The 17,175-nt window shown below is 61.4% G+C and carries 17 protein-coding genes; 12 read left to right on the top strand and 5 right to left on the bottom strand.

The features are described from left to right. Nucleotides 1-63 precede the first annotated feature (63 nt). On the bottom strand, nt 64-1,521 hold the full coding sequence (dnaA, locus tag GM672_RS09920; protein WP_155470366.1) for a chromosomal replication initiator protein DnaA: 1,458 nt from the start codon (nt 1,519-1,521) through the stop codon (nt 64-66). A 410-nt stretch (nt 1,522-1,931) separates the two neighbouring features. On the opposite strand from dnaA, the gene rpmH reads away from it, so the two are divergent. The 6 genes from rpmH to GM672_RS09890 all read left to right on the top strand — a co-directional run bounded on the left by rpmH (nt 1,932) and on the right by GM672_RS09890 (nt 6,554). Then, a complete protein-coding gene (gene rpmH / locus GM672_RS09915) occupies nt 1,932-2,066 on the top strand; it encodes a 50S ribosomal protein L34 (protein WP_040378179.1) in 135 nt (44 codons plus the stop codon). 19 nt (nt 2,067-2,085) lie between these two features. After that, nucleotides 2,086-2,505 (top strand): ribonuclease P protein component, encoded by a 420-nt coding sequence (gene rnpA / locus GM672_RS09910; RefSeq protein WP_170300003.1) that lies wholly within the window; start codon nt 2,086-2,088, stop codon nt 2,503-2,505. Next, on the top strand, nt 2,502-2,753 hold the full coding sequence (gene yidD, locus GM672_RS09905) for a membrane protein insertion efficiency factor YidD (protein ID WP_155470365.1): 252 nt from the start codon (nt 2,502-2,504) through the stop codon (nt 2,751-2,753). The genes rnpA and yidD overlap by 4 nt, the downstream gene beginning before the upstream one ends. 9 nt (nt 2,754-2,762) lie before the next feature. Then, nucleotides 2,763-4,448 (top strand): membrane protein insertase YidC, encoded by a 1,686-nt coding sequence (gene yidC / locus GM672_RS09900; protein ID WP_155470364.1) that lies wholly within the window; start codon nt 2,763-2,765, stop codon nt 4,446-4,448. Nucleotides 4,449-4,553: 105 nt separating this feature from the next. Next, nucleotides 4,554-5,930 carry a tRNA uridine-5-carboxymethylaminomethyl(34) synthesis GTPase MnmE gene (gene mnmE / locus GM672_RS09895; protein WP_155470363.1) on the top strand — a complete coding sequence of 459 codons (1,377 nt, stop codon included), beginning with the start codon at nt 4,554-4,556 and terminating at the stop codon, nt 5,928-5,930. A 69-nt stretch (nt 5,931-5,999) separates the two neighbouring features. Next, complete coding sequence (locus GM672_RS09890) at nt 6,000-6,554, top strand: dihydrofolate reductase family protein (protein ID WP_170300002.1); 555 nt, start codon at nt 6,000-6,002, stop codon at nt 6,552-6,554. A 143-nt stretch (nt 6,555-6,697) separates the two neighbouring features. Here the strand turns inward: GM672_RS09890 and GM672_RS09885 are convergent, their stop codons facing one another. Beyond that, a complete protein-coding gene (locus GM672_RS09885; RefSeq protein WP_155470361.1) occupies nt 6,698-7,225 on the bottom strand; it encodes a hypothetical protein in 528 nt (175 codons plus the stop codon). Nucleotides 7,226-7,440: 215 nt separating this feature from the next. Between GM672_RS09885 and GM672_RS09880 the strand changes: the two genes are divergently transcribed. Continuing rightward, nucleotides 7,441-7,650, top strand: coding sequence for a hypothetical protein (locus GM672_RS09880; RefSeq protein WP_155470360.1), 210 nt, complete (start codon nt 7,441-7,443; stop codon nt 7,648-7,650). Nucleotides 7,651-7,672: 22 nt separating this feature from the next. On the opposite strand, the gene GM672_RS09875 is transcribed toward GM672_RS09880, so the two are convergent. Together GM672_RS09875 and GM672_RS09870 are read right to left on the bottom strand one after the other, a co-directional pair. Beyond that, the gene (locus tag GM672_RS09875; protein ID WP_155470359.1) at nt 7,673-8,263 is read right to left on the bottom strand and encodes an Hpt domain-containing protein; all 591 of its coding nucleotides are present in this window, start codon (nt 8,261-8,263) and stop codon (nt 7,673-7,675) included. Beyond that, nucleotides 8,263-9,255 carry a CAP domain-containing protein gene (locus GM672_RS09870; RefSeq protein WP_308807435.1) on the bottom strand — a complete coding sequence of 331 codons (993 nt, stop codon included), beginning with the start codon at nt 9,253-9,255 and terminating at the stop codon, nt 8,263-8,265. Before GM672_RS09870 ends, GM672_RS09875 begins: the two co-directional genes overlap by 1 nt. A gap of 176 nt (nt 9,256-9,431) precedes the next feature. Here GM672_RS09870 and pssA point away from each other — a divergent pair, with 176 nt between their 5' ends. The 5 genes from pssA to GM672_RS09845 all read left to right on the top strand — a co-directional run bounded on the left by pssA (nt 9,432) and on the right by GM672_RS09845 (nt 15,950). Next, nucleotides 9,432-10,187 carry a CDP-diacylglycerol--serine O-phosphatidyltransferase gene (pssA, locus tag GM672_RS09865; RefSeq protein ID WP_155470383.1) on the top strand — a complete coding sequence of 252 codons (756 nt, stop codon included), beginning with the start codon at nt 9,432-9,434 and terminating at the stop codon, nt 10,185-10,187. 283 nt (nt 10,188-10,470) lie between these two features. Beyond that, nucleotides 10,471-13,413 (top strand): type VI secretion system Vgr family protein, encoded by a 2,943-nt coding sequence (locus GM672_RS09860; RefSeq protein WP_155470358.1) that lies wholly within the window; start codon nt 10,471-10,473, stop codon nt 13,411-13,413. 12 nt (nt 13,414-13,425) lie between these two features. Further along, nucleotides 13,426-14,637, top strand: coding sequence for a hypothetical protein (locus tag GM672_RS09855; protein WP_155470357.1), 1,212 nt, complete (start codon nt 13,426-13,428; stop codon nt 14,635-14,637). Between the two features lie 16 nt (nt 14,638-14,653). After that, a complete protein-coding gene (locus GM672_RS09850) occupies nt 14,654-15,340 on the top strand; it encodes an AHH domain-containing protein (protein WP_155470356.1) in 687 nt (228 codons plus the stop codon). Between the two features lies 1 nt (nt 15,341). Further along, the gene (locus GM672_RS09845; protein WP_155470355.1) at nt 15,342-15,950 is read left to right on the top strand and encodes a hypothetical protein; all 609 of its coding nucleotides are present in this window, start codon (nt 15,342-15,344) and stop codon (nt 15,948-15,950) included. A gap of 132 nt (nt 15,951-16,082) precedes the next feature. On the opposite strand, the gene GM672_RS09840 is transcribed toward GM672_RS09845, so the two are convergent. Next, a complete protein-coding gene (locus GM672_RS09840; protein WP_155470354.1) occupies nt 16,083-16,997 on the bottom strand; it encodes an aldo/keto reductase in 915 nt (304 codons plus the stop codon). Between the last annotated feature and the right edge of the window lie 178 nt (nt 16,998-17,175).

Below are 17,175 nucleotides of genomic sequence, written 5' to 3'. Positions count from 1 at the left end.
GGTAATGGCTTGCAAGCCATTACCCGCTGAGTGGGCGGCGAGCATGCTCGCCGAAACCCCCACTCAGCCCTTGAGAGTTTGCTCCAGCACATGCAGCTCGTGGTTGCATTCCGGGTTCTTGGTGCGGTCGTTGGCGATCTTGCGCACCGCGTGCAGCACGGTGGTGTGATCGCGTCCGCCGAACAGCTCACCGATCTCCGGCAGGCTCTTTTGCGTCAGTTCCTTGGCCAGGTACATGGCGATCTGGCGCGGGCGGGCGATATTGGCCGGCCGGCGCTTCGAATACATGTCCGCCACCTTGATGTTGAAGAAGTCCGCCACCGTCTTCTGGATGTTCTCCACGCTGATCTGGCGGTTCTGCACCGACAGCAGGTCCTTCAGGGCCTCCTTGACGATGTCGATGGAGATGTCCTTGCCGTGGAAGCGCGAGTAGGCCAGGATCTTGCGCAGCGCGCCTTCCAGCTCACGCACGTTCGAGCGCAGGTGCTTGGCAACGAAGAAGGCCACGTCGTCGGACAGGGTCACGCCTTCCGACTTGGCCTTCTTCAGCAGAATGGCCACGCGCATTTCCAGCTCCGGCGGCTCGATCGCCACCGTCAGGCCCGAGTCGAAGCGCGAGATCAGGCGGTCGTCCATGCCCGTGATCTCCTTCGGATACGTGTCCGACGTGATGATGATCTGCTTCTTTGCCGCGATCAGCGCCTCGAACGCATAGAAGAACTCTTCCTGCGTGCGGCTCTTGCCGCCGAAGAACTGGATATCGTCGATCAGCAGCATGTCCAGCGAGTGGTAGTAATGCTTGAAATCGTCGAAACCCTTGCGCTGGTAGGCCGTCACCACGTCGCGCACGTACTGCTCGGCGTGGATGTAGCGGATGCGCGCGCCCGGCTGGTCGGCCATCACCTGGTTGCCGATGGCATGGATCAAGTGGGTTTTACCCAGGCCCACGCCGCCGTAGAAGAACAGCGGGTTGTACGACACGCCCGGGTTGTTCGCCACCTGGATGGCGGCAGCGCGCGCCAGCTGGTTGGCCTTACCGGTCACGAAGCTGTCGAAGGTCAGGTCCGTGTTGATGCGGCTTTGCTCGCGTCCCCGTGCATTGGCGAAGTCGTTGGCCGCGGCCGACGACGAGGCCTGCGGCATGTCGCGCACGTCCTGCGTGGGCACCGAGGGCAGGGCGGTGTTGCCGATGGTGTTGCTGACCGGGTTGGCGCTGTTACCGGTACCACCGCCGATGCCGCCGTTGACGGTGGGCGGCGAGGGCTTGCGGGCCGGGTTGGTACGCGGGTCCAGCACGAACTGCACCTCGGTCGGCGCCTCCCAGTATTGCGACGCCAGGGCGGTGATGCGGCTGGCGAACTGGGTTTTCACCCAGTCAAGCTTGAAGCGGTTGGGCGCAGCAATGCGCAGCTTGCCGTTCTCGTAGTCGAGCGGTACAAGCGGTTTTATCCACGCGCTGAATTGTTGCGGCGTCAGCTCCAGTTCCAGTTGAGCGGAACAGGTCTGCCAGAAATTTTCCATGAATCGTCTATCTGCAAAAGCTTGGGGAGGGCGCCGGGGAAACCCCATACGCGCCACACGTAACACGCTATTCTAACTCCGAACCCAACAAGTTATCCACAGGGTTGTTCCAAAATTTGCGGAAAATCGGTGCGGCGGGTGCCCCTGGCGGCCCTGTTGGCTGTTGACAAGCACCTCTCAAATGCTGATAATTCAGGGTTCCCCGCCCGTACTCCGTGATTTTTCAGTTTACGATCAGCGCGGATGAAGCGGGCGATGAGATTGGCCAGCTTGTGCCGGACGTGTGGGCATAAGTGCGCGAAATGTCATTGGCACCAATAACTGAAGGGATAACCCGGCGTGCGTGCTGAGTTTCAGCGCTGTGCGGCAGGCCCGATTTTGCATTTTTTTGCTTCTTTAGCGAGACCAACATGAAACGTACTTACCAACCTTCCGTCGTGCGCCGCAAGCGTACCCACGGTTTCCGCGCTCGTATGGCTACCCGTGGCGGCCGCCAAGTCCTGAACGCACGCCGTGCAAAAGGCCGCAAGCGTCTGGCTGTATAAGCCACTGCTTGTTTGCTGAGTGGACAGTAGTTCAAACAGCTCTTCAGGCGAAGGTTCACACGACTTCGCGCGCGCTCGGCGCATCGTTAAAACGGATGAATTTTCATCCGTTTTTCGTTTGCGCCCGACCCAGAAAAGCGCGCATTTCGTGCTGTACACCCGCCAGAATCAGCTGCCCCACGCGCGGCTGGGGGTCGTCGTTGCCAAACGCCTGGCGCCACGCGCCGTCACCCGCAACACCATCAAGCGCGTCACCCGCGAGCTGTTCCGCCTGACGGGACTGCCCGCCATCGATTGCGTGGTGCGGCTGTCGAAATCGGTCAATACCAAGGCCGGTCCGGCCACGACGGCGAAGCTGAAGGCGGAACTGCGCGTCGAACTGACGCGCCTGTTCGCTGCCCAGGCCGCCCTGTACGCGAAAACCCGGCCCGCGCCATGAAAACCCTGCTTTCCCTCCTGCTGCGGTTCTACCAGGTCGCCATCAGCCCCCTGGTGGGACCTTCGTGCCGCTTCTATCCGAGCTGCTCGAACTACGCGCTGGAGGCGCTGCGCACACACGGCGCGGCAAAAGGCAGCTGGCTCGCGGCACGCCGCGTCTGCCGCTGTCACCCGTGGAATCCGGGCGGGCTCGATCCCGTCCCACCCCGGCATTCTTCAACAACCGCTAGCGGTTGCAACCACTCCTGACTGTACCCAATGGATATCAACAAACGCACAATCCTGTGGATCGTCTTCGCTGTTTCGCTGGTCGCCCTGTGGAACGAGTGGATGATCTCGTCCGGCAAGCCGTCCATGTTCTCGCCGGCGCAAACCACGGCCGCCAAGCCTGCCGCCACCGCTAACGGCCTGCCCGCTCCGGTCGGCAACGCCACCGTCGCCGGCGCCGCCGCCGTGCCCGGCACCGCGGCCCCGTTCAAGAGCGAAGTCGTGACGGTCACGACGGACGTGTTCAAGGTCGACATCGACAGCCTGGGCGGCCAGATCAAGCGCCTGGAACTGCTCAAGTTCAAGGACAATATCGACCCGACCCGCAACCAGCAGCTGTTCCAGCAGGCCGGCAACCGCGTCTACCTGGCCCAGACCGGCCTGGTGGGCGCCGCCGGCCTGCCGAACCACAACACGGGCTTCACGGTCCGCCCCGGCCCGCGCACGCTGGATGCGTCCGGCCAGGTGCAGGTCGTCATGGATGCCGAGCAAAACGGCGTCAAGCTGACCAAGACCTTCACCTTCAAGCGCGGCGACTACACCATCGACGTGCGCCACGACGTGACGAACACGGGCGCCGCACCGGTCAAGCCGGAGCTGTACATGCAGCTGGTCCACGACGGCAACAAGCCGGAAGGTTCGTCCTGGTTCAACCCGAGCTTCACTGGCCCGACCCTGTACACGGACGCCGACAAGTACAAGAAGCTGTCGTTCGAAAAGGTTGAGAAGGAAGACGTCGCCCAGAAGGAAAACCCGGGCAAGACGCACATTCCGGATCACCCCACCAAGGCCGACAACGGCTGGGTGGCGATCTCGCAGCACTTCTTCGTCTCCGCCCTGGTCCCGCAGGACAAGCTGGCGCGCGACATCTTCACGCGCAAGGTCGACACGAATACCTACGCCATCGGCGTGGTGCAGCCGCTGGGCACCCTGGCGCCCGGCGCCACCGTGTCGAACAACGCCAAGCTGTTCTCCGGTCCGCAGGACGAGCAGGCGCTGGAAAAAGTCTCGCCAGGCCTGCCGCTGGTGAAGGACTACGGCATGCTGACCATCGTCGCCAAGCCGATGTACTGGGTCATGGAGAAAATCCACGCCGCGCTGGGCAACTGGGGCTGGACCATCATCGCCTTCACCATCCTGATCAAGCTGATCTTCTTCCCCCTGTCGGCCGCGAGCTATCGCAGCATGGCGCGCATGAAGGTGGTGACGCCGAAGATGACGGCCATCCGCGAGCGCCATAAAGGCGATCCGCAGAAGATGAACCAGGCCATGATGGAGCTGTACAAGACCGAGAAGATCAACCCGCTGGGCGGCTGCCTGCCGATCGTCGTGCAGATGCCTGTCTTCATCGCCCTGTACTGGGTCTTGAACGCGTCGGTGGAAATGCGCGGCGCGCCGTGGATCCTGTGGATCGACGACCTGACCAAGCCGGACCCGTTCTTCATCCTGCCGGTGCTGTACGCCATCTCGATGTTCGTGACGATGAAGCTGAACCCGCAGCCGGCCGATCCGGCCCAGGCCAAGATGATGCTGTTCATGCCGCTGGCATTCTCCGTCATGTTCCTGTTCTTCCCGTCCGGCCTGGTGCTGTACTGGGTCGTCAACAACCTGTTCTCGATCGCCCAGCAGTGGGTCATCACGAAGAAGCTGGCACCGGACGTCAAGATGCTGAGCTGATGCGCCGCTAGCATCTGTTGCCAAAAAAATAGGGACAGACCCCATTTTTCAGGAAACATTTCCTGAAAAATGAAGGTCGGTCCCTTTTTTTATTAAAATCCCACTATGAATCTCGATACTTCCCCCATCGCCGCCATCGCCACCGCCCCGGGCCGCGGCGGCATCGGCGTGGTGCGCGCCTCCGGCAAGAACCTGCAGGGGCTGGCGCAGGCGCTGTTCGGCACGGCCCTGAAGGCGCGCCACGCCACCTATATCCCTTTCACGCAGGACGACGGCAGCCTGATCGACCAGGGCATCGCCATTTATTTCAAGGGCCCCCATTCGTACACGGGCGAGGATGTCATCGAGCTGCAGGGCCACGGCGGCCCCGTGGTGCTGCAGATGCTGCTGCAACGAGTGCTGCAGGCGGGGCATGAATTCGGCGTGCGGCTGGCCGAGCCGGGCGAATTCACCCGCCGCGCCTACATGAACGACAAGCTCGACCTGGCCCAGGCCGAAGCCGTGGCCGACCTGATCGACGCCTCGACGGAAGCGGCGGCCAAATCGGCCACGCAATCGCTGTCCGGCGCGTTCTCGAAGACCATCCACACGCTTGTCGAGCGCGTCACGCACCTGCGCATGCTGGTCGAGGCCACGCTCGACTTCCCCGAGGAAGAAATCGACTTCCTGGAAAAATCCGACGCGCGCGGCCAGCTGAAAGGCATCGTCGAGGCGCTGGACCACGTGTTCCGCCAGGCCTCGCAGGGCGCCCTGCTGCGCGAGGGCCTGAATGTCGTGCTGGTAGGCCAGCCGAACGTCGGCAAGTCCTCGCTGCTGAACGCACTGGCGGGGGCAGACGTGGCCATCGTCACGCCGATTGCCGGCACCACGCGCGACAAGGTCAGCGAGACGATCCAGATCGAGGGCATCCCGCTGAACATCATCGACACGGCCGGCATCCGCGGCCACGACGAAGCGGTGGACCTCGTCGAGCGCATCGGCATCGAACGCACGTGGGGCGAAGTGGGCAAGGCCGACGTCATCCTGCACATGCTGGACGCCAACCACGGCCCCACCCTGGCCGACGAATCGATCCTGGCCGCTTTCCCCGAAGGCGTGCCGGTGCTGCGCATCTGGAACAAGATCGACCTGTCCGGCCACAAGCCGTCGCTGGACCAGTCGCCGGAAGCGACCCACATCTACCTGTCCGCCCACGACCACCTGGGCATCGACCTGCTGCGCGCGGAACTGCTGCGCATCGCCGGCTGGCAGCAGACGGGCGAATCGCTGTACCTGGCGCGCGAACGCCACCTGATCGCCTTGAAGAACGCCGCCCGCCACCTGGACCACGCCACGCAGCACGCCGCCCAGACCGACCAGTCGCTCGACCTGTTCGCCGAAGAGCTGCGGCTGGCGCAGACGCAGCTTTCCACGATCACCGGGGCGTTTTCGTCGGATGATTTGCTGGGGGTGATTTTCAGCCGGTTCTGTATCGGGAAGTGATGGCGTCGCCGAGAGGTTATTGGTCGACAGCGATATGCCGGCAGAGCACCTGACTCAATGGAGACTTGCGTGGGACTTCTCACCTTCAGCCTCAACGTCACCCTGGACGGCTGCATCGACCATCAGGAAGGCATCGCCGACGACGAGACGCACGCCTTTTTCACCCGCCTGATGGATGAGAGTGGAGCGATGCTGTGGGGCCGCACCACCTACGAAATGATGGAAAGCTACTGGCCGGCGGTCGCCCGTGGTGACGTGGCGGCGCCGCCTGCGGTCCATGAGTGGGCGCTCAAGTTGGAGACCAAGCCGAAATACGTCGTATCGGCCACGCGAATGGACTTCCCGTGGACGAATTCACACCATATCGTGGGCGACTTGCGCGCGGGTGTGCAACAGCTGAAGGACATGAATCCGGCTGGCGTGCTGCTCGGTAGCGGCAAGCTGGCGGCCGCGCTGGATCGGGTGGAACTGATCGACGAATACCAGTTCCTCGTTCACCCCCGGATTGCCGGTCACGGCCCCACGCTGTACCAGAGCGGGCTGCCCAGCACGCGAAAACTGGAGCTGCTGTCGGCAAAGCCGCTCCGTAACGGCGCCGTCGCCATGCATTACAGGCGCGGCTGACTATTGGCGAGTGAAAAATCGCCGCAGCCGCTGCACCCTCAATTCCGGCATACGATACTGAACTGGTTCTGCCCGGCGTATTTGTCCTTGCGCGATGGCGGCAAGTAAAGGTTTATCGGCAGCTCCTGCCGATGCCTTGACAATTAAGGTTTTTTACGCGGCCGTACCCGGGTATTCGCCCGGTCACCTTTCGACATCGCCCCACCCATCCAATCCATCACGAACGACAACGCATAAAACATCGCCGGCAGCATAAACAGCATCACCCACCGCCAAGGCCCGGCCAACCTGGGTTCCGTGAACATGCCCAAGCCCAGCAGGAACATCAGCCCCGCGCACAGGTGCGTGAAGACGCGGCCGGGGTCGGCGGGGCGGCCGCGCAGCCGCAGTGCGGCGCAGATGGCGTCGCGCACGGCGTACAGCAGCACGACCGAACCCACCAGGAAGATGCCCACGCCCACATTGCCCAGCGCGCCTTCGCCGGACGCTCCCAGCACTGCCAGGCCCGCCAGCATCGTGCTCACTGCTAGTGCAATCTTGATCAATTCTTTTCGCATGGCAGCGAGCATAGCACCAAGCCGGGGCAGGCTGCTGCTATCGGTGAAGCCACTCTCATTGGCAAAATAATGGGCTGATCCACGGCGAGGATTGGTACTGTTGTGAATCTGCATGAAGGTGCGCCAACGCACGAAACTGCGTGCTTTCAGCTGTTTTAATCCTGCTATTATTTATTCGGGCAAACACCATCGGCCCCGCATTCCGCCTTGCCCTGCCTTGTTGCGTGGCGGATGAAAGGCCGGTGGAGGTTGAGGATTCTCATGCCTGCGCACTTTTCGCTGACGTAATCTTGCTACCAGGCTTGAAGTGCATCCGAAAGGGGAAAATCGTGGAACAGAATCAAGAGCAATTGTCGTCCGATGGCGCGCCGCCGCTGCTGCCCCCGATGCCGGTGCTGTCCGCGGCAACGCGTACGCGTCAGTCGCTGCCCCCGAAAGGATCGTGCTGGTATTGCGAGAAACCGCTCGACAGCGTGCGCCGCTTCTGCGGCAAGGAGTGCGCCGACTCGTTCGACGAGGAAGCCGAGTACACCCGCTGATAAAGCGGCTCGCCCCGCTCCGTCACAGGGCCGGGCGCAGCAGGCCGAGGGCGCGATCGAAGTCGTATTCGTCGATGGCCGCCGCCACTGCCTGCCAGGGTTCGGCCCCTAGCGTTTCCGCCAGCACCATGCCATAGCGCGTCGCCAGGTCCACGGCGGCCCCGTTTCCTTCATCGAGCAGGCGCGCCAGCTCCTGCAGCAGTACCGCACCATCGCTCTGTTCCGGCACTTGCGCCGCCGTCGCGGGCGGCGGGTGGCGTTCCAGCTCCCTTGCGATTTCCACCAGCAGTGCCTGCAACGCCGCTTCCAGTGGACCCACCAATTCGTCGATACCCTGGCCGGCGGCCAGCGCGTCTTCCGCCTGGCCCGCCAGTGCCGCCAGCTGCGGCGCCGAGACCAGCCCGGCTGCTCCCCTGAGGGTATGGATGGTGCGATGGGCCGCGTCACGATCGCCGCTGGCCAGTTGTGCCACCGCGTCCCGGATCGACGAGGCATAGCCGGCGAAGCGGCGCAGCACATTACCGTAGACGTGGCGGTCGCCCAGCAGGCGGGCCAGCCCCCGTTCGGGATCGAGGACGGGCAGGGTATCGGTTGCTTGGTGGTGAAGGGTCATCAACGTGTCGTGAAGGACCAGCTGCGCGTGACGGTGCTGCCGTCGACGGTGCCGCTGAAGCTGACGTCGTACGTCGTGCCCGCGGCCAGCCTGGTCAGTGGAATAATGGCCGCAGCCGATTTCGGTGTTTCGCCATCGACGGCCTTGCTCAGCAGCCGTGTCGCCAGCTCCGCACCGCCGCGCGGGCGCACGGTGAAACTGTTCACCGTGATGGTCGACGTGTTGTCGGCATGGATGCTGACGGGATAGCCGACTTCGTTCTGGTTCGGCACCGGGTCCGGCGACTCGCTGTCGCTGAGGAAATTGGGCGGCACGGCGGTCTGGTTGTTGACCGGGTAGGTCACCAGGTTGCCGCGCCCGAGGCCCGGGCCGTAGCCGTTATTGGCTGAAAAATCTGTCGTGAAATACGTGTAGTTGCTGGCATTCGTGGCGGCGCCCGTGCCCATCTCGCGGAACAGGGGCTCGAACACGACGAAGCGGTGATAGATCGCCGCGATCAGTTCTTCCGCATGATAAAAACCATCGCGTTCGCCAGCGGCGGAAATCACTTCGCCATAGGCGCGCGCGCCCGTAAAGAAATAGCCGGCGTTGTTCAGGCGGTTCAGCAGGGTCTGGCCGGTGAAGCCGGGGTTGCCGGCCACCTGGTCATGCGAGACGGTATTGTTCAGGCGCTGGTAGTTCGAGTGGCCCAGCGCGGCCTGGTCGATGATGCTGTTGCGCGTCAACGTGGACAGGCCGACCTGGTTGCGCCGGTAGTTGAACCAGGCAAAGCCGTCGCTGGCCGTGTCGCCGCTGGCCGTGGGCGCACCGGGCGGCGGCGTGACGGGCGTGACCGGCGTGGGCGTGGGCGTGACGGCACCGTTCGGGCTCGAATCGCCGCCGCCGCCGCAGGCGGCCAGCAGCCCCGCCAGCAGCAGGGCGGTCAGGGGCCATTTACAGGTGTCGATTGCGCGCATGATCAGCTCCGACAGGGGCCGGTTCAGCCCGGCCATGGGCCGATTCTAAGCCAAATCCGCCAGCCCATCGGTTTTCTTGCTTCTTTTCTAACGAGGTTGGGTGGCGCTGCGGGGGTGCCGGCAGCGTTACAATAGCTCCGGATATCAAAAGGCATTGTTGCCGGAAACCTCACAGTCCAGAAAATAATTTGACTACTCCCCACACCCGCCGCATGCAGCGCGCCAAGTTTGCCTTGCCCAGCTTCGTCACCCTGCTGTCGATCGCCTGCGGCTTCGGCAGTATCGTCATCTCCGTCGATAATGCCTACGTCGGCTTCCCCCAGGATTACCGACTGGCTGCCGCGCTGCTGGTGCTGGCGGGGATCTTCGATGCGCTGGACGGCTTCGTGGCCCGTGCCACCGGCACCAGTTCCGAGTTCGGCGTGCAGCTCGATTCGATTGCGGACGTGATGAACTTCGGCTGCGGTCCGGCCATGCTGCTGTACTGCTACGGCTTCGTGCTGATGGGGCCCGCCGATCCGACCCTGCTGCGGGCCGGCGGCATCGCCGCCTTCTTCTTTGTTGCCTGCGGCGCGCTGCGGCTGGCCCGCTTCAACGTCAACGTGGGCCGCACCGACCCGAAATACTTTGTCGGCATGCCCATCACGGCGGGCGCCGCCTGCGTGGCCTCGGTCGTCGTGGCCTGGCCCGAGCCGCCCGATACGTCGCTGCACGGCTGGCTGGTGGTGGCCCTGCTGTTCGTCGTGGGCAGCCTGATGGTGTCGACCATCCGCTTCCCCAGCTCGAAGCAGAACAAAAGCGCGGGCCTGTTCGTGCTGCTGGCAGTGAACGTGGGCCTGCTGGTCTGGCTGCGCGCCTACTACTTCGTACTGTTCTTCCTCGTGTATATCACCGGTACCGTGCTGCTGAACCTGGCCTGGAAGCGGGGCTTCCGCAAGATCCCGCCGCCGGTGGTGTACGAGGACTAAAAACGGGAACTAAAGGCTAGCGCCAGGCTGACCAGAGAGGGCTTCGCGGTAGTGACAATATAGTCGGTCGGAGCGACGGCCGCTCTCGCGCCAAACCGGACGTACACGAACAGAGGTGTGAGCGCGGTGTCTGCTTATCACATGCGACCCCGATCGAGCGCCAGCGTTAACCTCGCCGTCGTTGCTAGAAGCATAAATGGCATAATGGCAGACTCGAGTTGGCCAACGTCATTTGGGTGAGGCGTCGCACGCGCGCACCGATCGATCAGACCTCAACAGAACAATGAGCAATCCTGTAACCCAGAGCATCAAAACCGTCCTGGCACAATTTAGCAGCACTACCCGGCTATACGAACTCACACTGTCGGACGCCGATGTCGTGCTTCCTCCCGGCGGCCTGTTGGTCGAAGCCTTCTTCGCGGTCGATGGTATCCAAGAGCTGGGCGTGCGGGACGTGATTGTTCTGGCGCTCGATGCCCACCTGGACTTGCGCGCATTGCTCGGCAGTACAGCTTCTCTTGAGATAAGCCTGGCGGATGGCTCACGTACCAAATTCTCAGGCGATGTATCGGAAGTCGCGATGCTGGGTAGTAACGGCGGTTTTACGCGCTACAAGCTGCGCTTGACGCCATGGTTGTGGCGGCTAACTCAAGTACGTAATAGCCGGGTCTGGCAAGACAAGACTGTCGTCCAGATCGTCGATTCCGTTCTGGACGGTCTTCGTCCATTGGCGCAGTGGTGCTGGAGCGCGGACACGGCTACTTTCATGCATGAGCTCTCCGAGCGTAGCTACTGCTGTCAATACCGAGAATCGGACCACGATTTCCTGTTGCGCCTGTTGACTGAAGAAGGGCTGATGTGGCGCTTTGAAGAGACCGCCGATGGCCAGTGCATGGTCCTGTTCGCAGATAGCCGATCGGAAGACGGGGTTCCGGAAGACGCGACCAGCGCCGGTGCGAACGGAATCGCCTTCCGTGGAGCACGCGCTTTAGAAAGCCAGGATACGATCCAGGCGCTCCAAGCGACGCGTAGTATCGTGCCCACGATGATTGCTCTGCTCAGTTACGACTACAAGGCGAAGAAGGCGATCGTCGGCTCGGCTCCCTCCAGCTCCATCTATCCAGCGTTACCGGCTTTGGAAAGTTACGATATTCCGGGCCAATACGCGTATGCGAACGCATCCACAGCTCAACACTATGCCGCTATCCAGATGCAGGTTCGAGAGGCACGTAGTGATCTGTGGCGCGGGCGATCAACGGCCCGGACCCTAGCTGCGGGAACAAGAATTCGCATTACCGATGTGCCACGGTCGGAAACAGCAGATGCAGCGCCCGCGTTTACGGTGGTGAAAGTCATCAGCGTGGGCGTCAACAATCTGCCGACACGCGCTACTGATGGCCTGGCCGAACTGTTCGGCCCTATCCCAGAGCTGCTGGAAGAAGCTTCGCATGGGTACGCGGTGCAGCAGGAAGACTTCGCCTTAGTGATCCAGCAAGCCCTTTCGACCGGCTACGCCAACAGCTTCGAAGCAGTAACGGCTGACACCGCGTGGCGCCCGATGATGCCGCACGGCGATGGTCGTATGCATGCCAAACCAACGGCTCATGGCTGCCAGACCGCGATCGTTATCGGACCGGACGGGGAAGACGTCGCTGCCGGTGCTGACGAACTATACTGCGATAAGCTTGGTCGGGTAAGAGTCCGGTTTCACTGGCAGGATAGTGACGCCGCATCGTGCTGGGTTCGCGTCGCACAGCGTGCCGCTGGCGGCGGAATGGGCATGCAGTTTCTGCCGAGGATAGGCCAGGAAGTCCTATTACAATTCCTCGAAAACGATATCGATCGCCCCATCATCGTCGGAGCCCTCTACAACGGCCGGGGAGAAGGCGGCATGACGTCGTTACCTGGCACGCAAGAATCTGTAAATGAAGACACCGATGTATATGCCCTCGCGACGGACCATCGACCGTCGGCGCAGGGCAATCTGGCAGCTGGTAATAGTCCAGTGTGGCATGGGGCCTCGGCGGGCGTAGCGGGCCATGGCAATGCGACGGCGCAGTGGGGCCTGCGCAGCAAGGAGTTCGGCGGGCCGGGCTATAACCAGCTGCTGTTCGACGATACCGACGCGCAGGGCCGCGTGCAGCTGCGGTGCACCCATGCATCGACCGAGCTCAACTTGGGCCACCTGATCCACGCGGCGGACAATTACCGCGGTAGCTTCCGTGGTCAAGGCGTCGAGTTAAGAACGGATGCGTATGGGGCGGTTCGCGCCGGTGCTGGCGTTTTTATCTCAAGCTATGGAATCGACCACACTGCCGCGCAACGCGACCCCGCTGGCGACTCGGCGCCGCTGATTGCGATGCTCAAGCAATTGAGTCTCTTATGCTCAACGTTCAGCGCTGCGGCAACGACGCATCAGACTGTCGCTCTGGCAGGACATATCGGATCGACACGCGCAGGCCAGAGCAAGCGCGATTCTTCCGTAGCGCCAATCGCTTCGATGCTGGCCAGTACATCGGGCATGGTTTCCTCCGACGATCTTAATAAGGCGATGCAGGACCGCGCCAGTACATCGGTGCAGCCCGCGGCCGGCAAAATACCGCATTTTGGCCGTCCCACGGTCGCCATCGCAGCAAAGGCAGGCTTCGGCGTGTCCGCCGGCGCTAGCGTGCAGATTTCTTGCGGGGACATCGCAACACTGGCCAGCGGCGCCGACAGCGAGTTTCTTAGCGGCGGAAAGTTGCGTATCCATTCCGGCCAGGCCATCGGCGTGCTCGGCGGCGCGATCAAGCCTGGGGACGCGAATTTCGGCTTGCAATTGATTGCCGCCCAAGGCGAGGTAAATGTACAGGCTCAAGCCGACCAGCTTTCGATCCAGGCACGGGACGAAGTAAACGTGATCAGTGCGAATGGCAGTGTTGATTGGGCAGCAGCGAAAAGTATTTCTCTGTCTACGGCCGGTGGCGCCAACATTACGATCAACGGCGGAAACATTACCGTACAGTGTCCAGGAAAACTGCTGGTGCATGCGGGAGCAAAACATTTCGCCGGCCCCGCCACCACTCAATTCATGATGCCCGTTCTCCCGAATACAGATAACACCTGGGTCGAACTCGATGCTAGATACGATGACGCGTGGAACACACCGTGGCCGCTTGAAGCACTAACGTTCGAAATCGCGGGCACGCCGATAACGAAATCCGCCACGGTCAACATCCTGAAGTAAAGGACAAGTGAAATGTCAGAAGTCATTCGCCTAGAAGCACCCCGTGACGGTGGTGTCCTGGTGACCGCAGTGCCCGTGGTAACGGAGCGAGAGATCGTCCGTGATCGGGACAACATCATCCAAACGCTGCACGCAGCTTACTTGGCGCTGTGCGAGGATATGGCCGACTTTCAGCATCAGTGGGACGCCGATCCAACGAAGGCTTTCCTGGATAGCGCCCGGGCCGGCGCAAGCCAGGGCGCCGCCGATTGGCTTGGTGATCAAGCCGCGCTCTTCGATAAAAAAACTTGGGTCGAGATAGGTCATAAGGTCGAGAATTTCACTGGAGACTGCCTCGACCGGATGGCCACCTACAGCAAACAGCAGTATCAGGACCTGGCGCGCGAGATTAACAAGCACGTCAGCAATCCTGAGCGCACGTTATATAACTGGGCTTGGTGGCAGAGGACGATTGAAGATGAAGCGCGGGCTGCAGTGGATTCTCAGCGTGCTCGGCTCAACGCAGCCGTGGCAAGCGTTAATGACACCGCATCGAGCATGCTCGCCACGGCAGAAAAAGCCCAGAAGCTGTACAAGCATCGCGATGCCATTCTCAATCTTCCCAGCCTGATCGCGATCGGCGACCCAAAGCCCATCCAAGCCTTCGTGGAGAACGAGCTCATGGATATCGATCCGAAATTGGCAAAGGCTATCCGAAACGACCCACGCTTCTCCATCGTTCTGGAAATCATTGCCGACAACGAAAGCGCACTAAGTTTCCTGGCTTACGCAAGCCTGATGATCGAAGCGATACCACCAAATTTCTATGCTTTCATCGCTGGCAAAGGAGCAATCTACATCGTTATTGAGGTGATTCTCCTGGTGGTGACCGCACTCCTGAGCGCAGGTGCCGCCGCGGCCACCCGCGTCGCGTGGCTGGTGGCACGGCTCACGTCGGCCAGTGCCAAATTAGCTGGCGCGGCGGCGAAGGTCAGACGCGCAAAGGCTGCGCTGGACGCTTTCGTGCGGATGCTCGAGGATCTGATGAGAGCGGTCAACGAGTTGCACGATCTTGGCGGGAAGCTCATTCGAGCACGTCTGAAAGGTCTCTCTGTTCGTGGCAGCACCAAAACCAAGCTGACAGCCAAGAAAGAGAGCATCCGCCGCGATAAGCGCTGCCGGATTTGTGGCAGGACCGATCATCCGACACCCCGACATCGTCGTGGTCACGTTGTATATCGATAAGGAACTCTGAAAGATCATGGCATTTTCGTTACCATCTGACGAGCGTGGGCACACGACAAAAGGCGCTTACCTGGAATTCATGAAGAGTCGCACCGAGAGCGATTCGCATCCGCGCCATCACATGGACATGCAGGCTCACCACGCGATCTCAGAAAAGGCAATTTTCGACGCCAAGCTTGACGATCGTCTTGCCGACTTCGGATATGAGATTGACGTGCCGGAGAACCTCGTGTTCATTCCTTCGACGTTGCAGGGGGCGTGTCTCCTCCAAGTACAACCACATCGGGGGAATCATACTGCTAGGCTGATCAAAGGTGACGATGACGACAGCTGCCATCCACCCGCATATCACATCATGGTGGCTAATCGGCTGAAAGCGATTTTCCCTGCCTTGGAGGAAGAATGCGGCGATCACGGCACGAACATCGCCAAGAAAACGCAGAAAGCGCTTGACCATATCAGCACGGATATTATCAAGAAAATTCAGCACAAGCCTCGTGAGGCACGGCTGACGAAATTGTACGCCTATTTCAATCCAGGACATCCGCGCGGTTGCGGAGGCGAAGATAGCGTCACCAAGACCGGTGTGGACACCTGCCCAGTAGAACGGGACCACCGCAATCAGCGCAAAGGGCCGAACCAGGAACAAGAAGGCATTACCTATCCGCACTGCGCCCCTTACACGCTTGAGCCAGGAAAATAAAATGACTGACTACGACAACGAGTATTACTTCATTCGCATGGACGATAACCGGGAGTCCCTTCCGTATCTTCGCCCGGACACCAACACGAACGAGCGCCGGTTCCGGAATAAAGCCCCGGCGATGGGCTCTTCCCCGCTTATTTTCACCAACGCCTTGAAAGATGACTTTCGCAAAGCTGGGGCCAAAGCCGAGATTGCGGATATCTTGTTTGAAAGCAGCAATTTCGTCGTACGCGACCACATCCGTGCCAAAATCCTGGAGCACGAGATCCCAGGTATGTTCCTGCACCCTGCCGTGTACATCGACGACGAAGACGAGTGGCATGAGGATTACTGGTTTGTTGGCTTTTCCAGCCGCTTTGATTGCTGGGACCGTGAGAACTCCACGTACTCGTCGCCACCGCTGCAGATCGGCGCGAACGAGTTCTATGATATGTACACTTACTCTTTGAACAGCAAATTACTGGATGCGACGCCTTTGGAAGACCGGTTAATGTTCCAAATGGGTGGCACGCAGGATGCGATGATCGTCTGCCACAAGAGCCTTGCGCGCGTCTTCCGCGGAGGCGGACAGAGCGGTGCACTCCTACAGTTAGTCTCGGACTATTAATCCGTTTTTCCAGTTGCACCCTTATGACTGCAAACAGGAAAACGTAGCTTCTGGCCGAGAGCAGCCGGTCGCATTGTCAAGGTGGACCTGGTTGTTGCCCCCAAGGATAAGTGAGAGATTTTGTTAGGCGTTCTAAGCCACCTCGTGGCCCCGGGCCGCGCGCAGGATCTCGAACCACTGCGGGCGGCTCAGCGTGAAGCGGGTCGCTTCCACCGCTTCGGCAATCGCTGCGATGCGCCCGCTGCCCGTCAGCGGAATCGGCGCGCACGGCAGCTGCATGATCCATGCGAACACCACGCTGGCGAACGGCCGGCCCGTCTCCTCGGCCACCTGCCGGATCTTGGCACGCAGCGGCGTGGCGGCAGCGTCGTCGCCGAACAGACGACCGCCCGCCAGCGGCGACCAGATCATCGGTGCCACGCCCTTGTCCTGCAGGCCGTCGAAGGTTTCGTCGAACAGCGGGTCCAGGTGCAGCGGCGAGAACTCGACCTGGTTGGTGACCAGCGGCACGCGGCGGTGCAGGCTTTCGAACTGGTGCCGGCTGAAGTTCGACACGCCGAAATGGCGCACCTTGCCGGCCGCACGCAGGCCCTCGAAGGTTTCGGCGATGTCGTCGAAGTCCATCAGCGGGTCGGGGCGGTGGATCAGCAGCAGGTCGAGGTGTTCCGTTCCCAGGGCCTTCAGTGAATTGTCCACCGAAGCGCGGATATGGTCGGCCGACGTGTCGTAATGCTGGATCGTGTGCGCGGGGCGCGCGGGCGACTTCAGCTTGATGCCGCATTTGCTGACGATCTGCATATGGTTGCGCAGGCCCGGCTGCAGTGCCAGCGCCTGCCCGAACAGCGTTTCCACCCCATAGCCGCCATAGATGTCGGCATGGTCGAAGCTCGTCACGCCCAATTCGATGCACTGCTGGATAAAGGTCAGGCGCTGCTGGGCCGACATGTCCCATTCCCCCATGCGCCACATGCCGGCCACGATACGCGACAGCGCAAGGCCGTCCTCGGAAGTGCGGACGACGGGGCAGGGGGCGGGAAAATGGGCCATGACGATGCTTTCAGTTCGAGAGGGAGGAGGGCTGATTATAGTGCCGGCATCGCCTTTCGGGCGCGGCGATGCAGTAACCGTCTTACACAAAAAAAAGCGGCCCGAAGGCCGCCGAAAGTGAGAACAAGCGCGCGGCCTTGGATTTCCGCGTTCAGGGACGTTCTCGATAAAACCGTGA

Source organism: Pseudoduganella buxea (assembly GCF_009720835.1).
Taxonomy (GTDB): domain Bacteria; phylum Pseudomonadota; class Gammaproteobacteria; order Burkholderiales; family Burkholderiaceae_D; genus Rugamonas; species Rugamonas buxea.
This window is presented reverse-complemented; position numbering and strand designations above follow the sequence as displayed.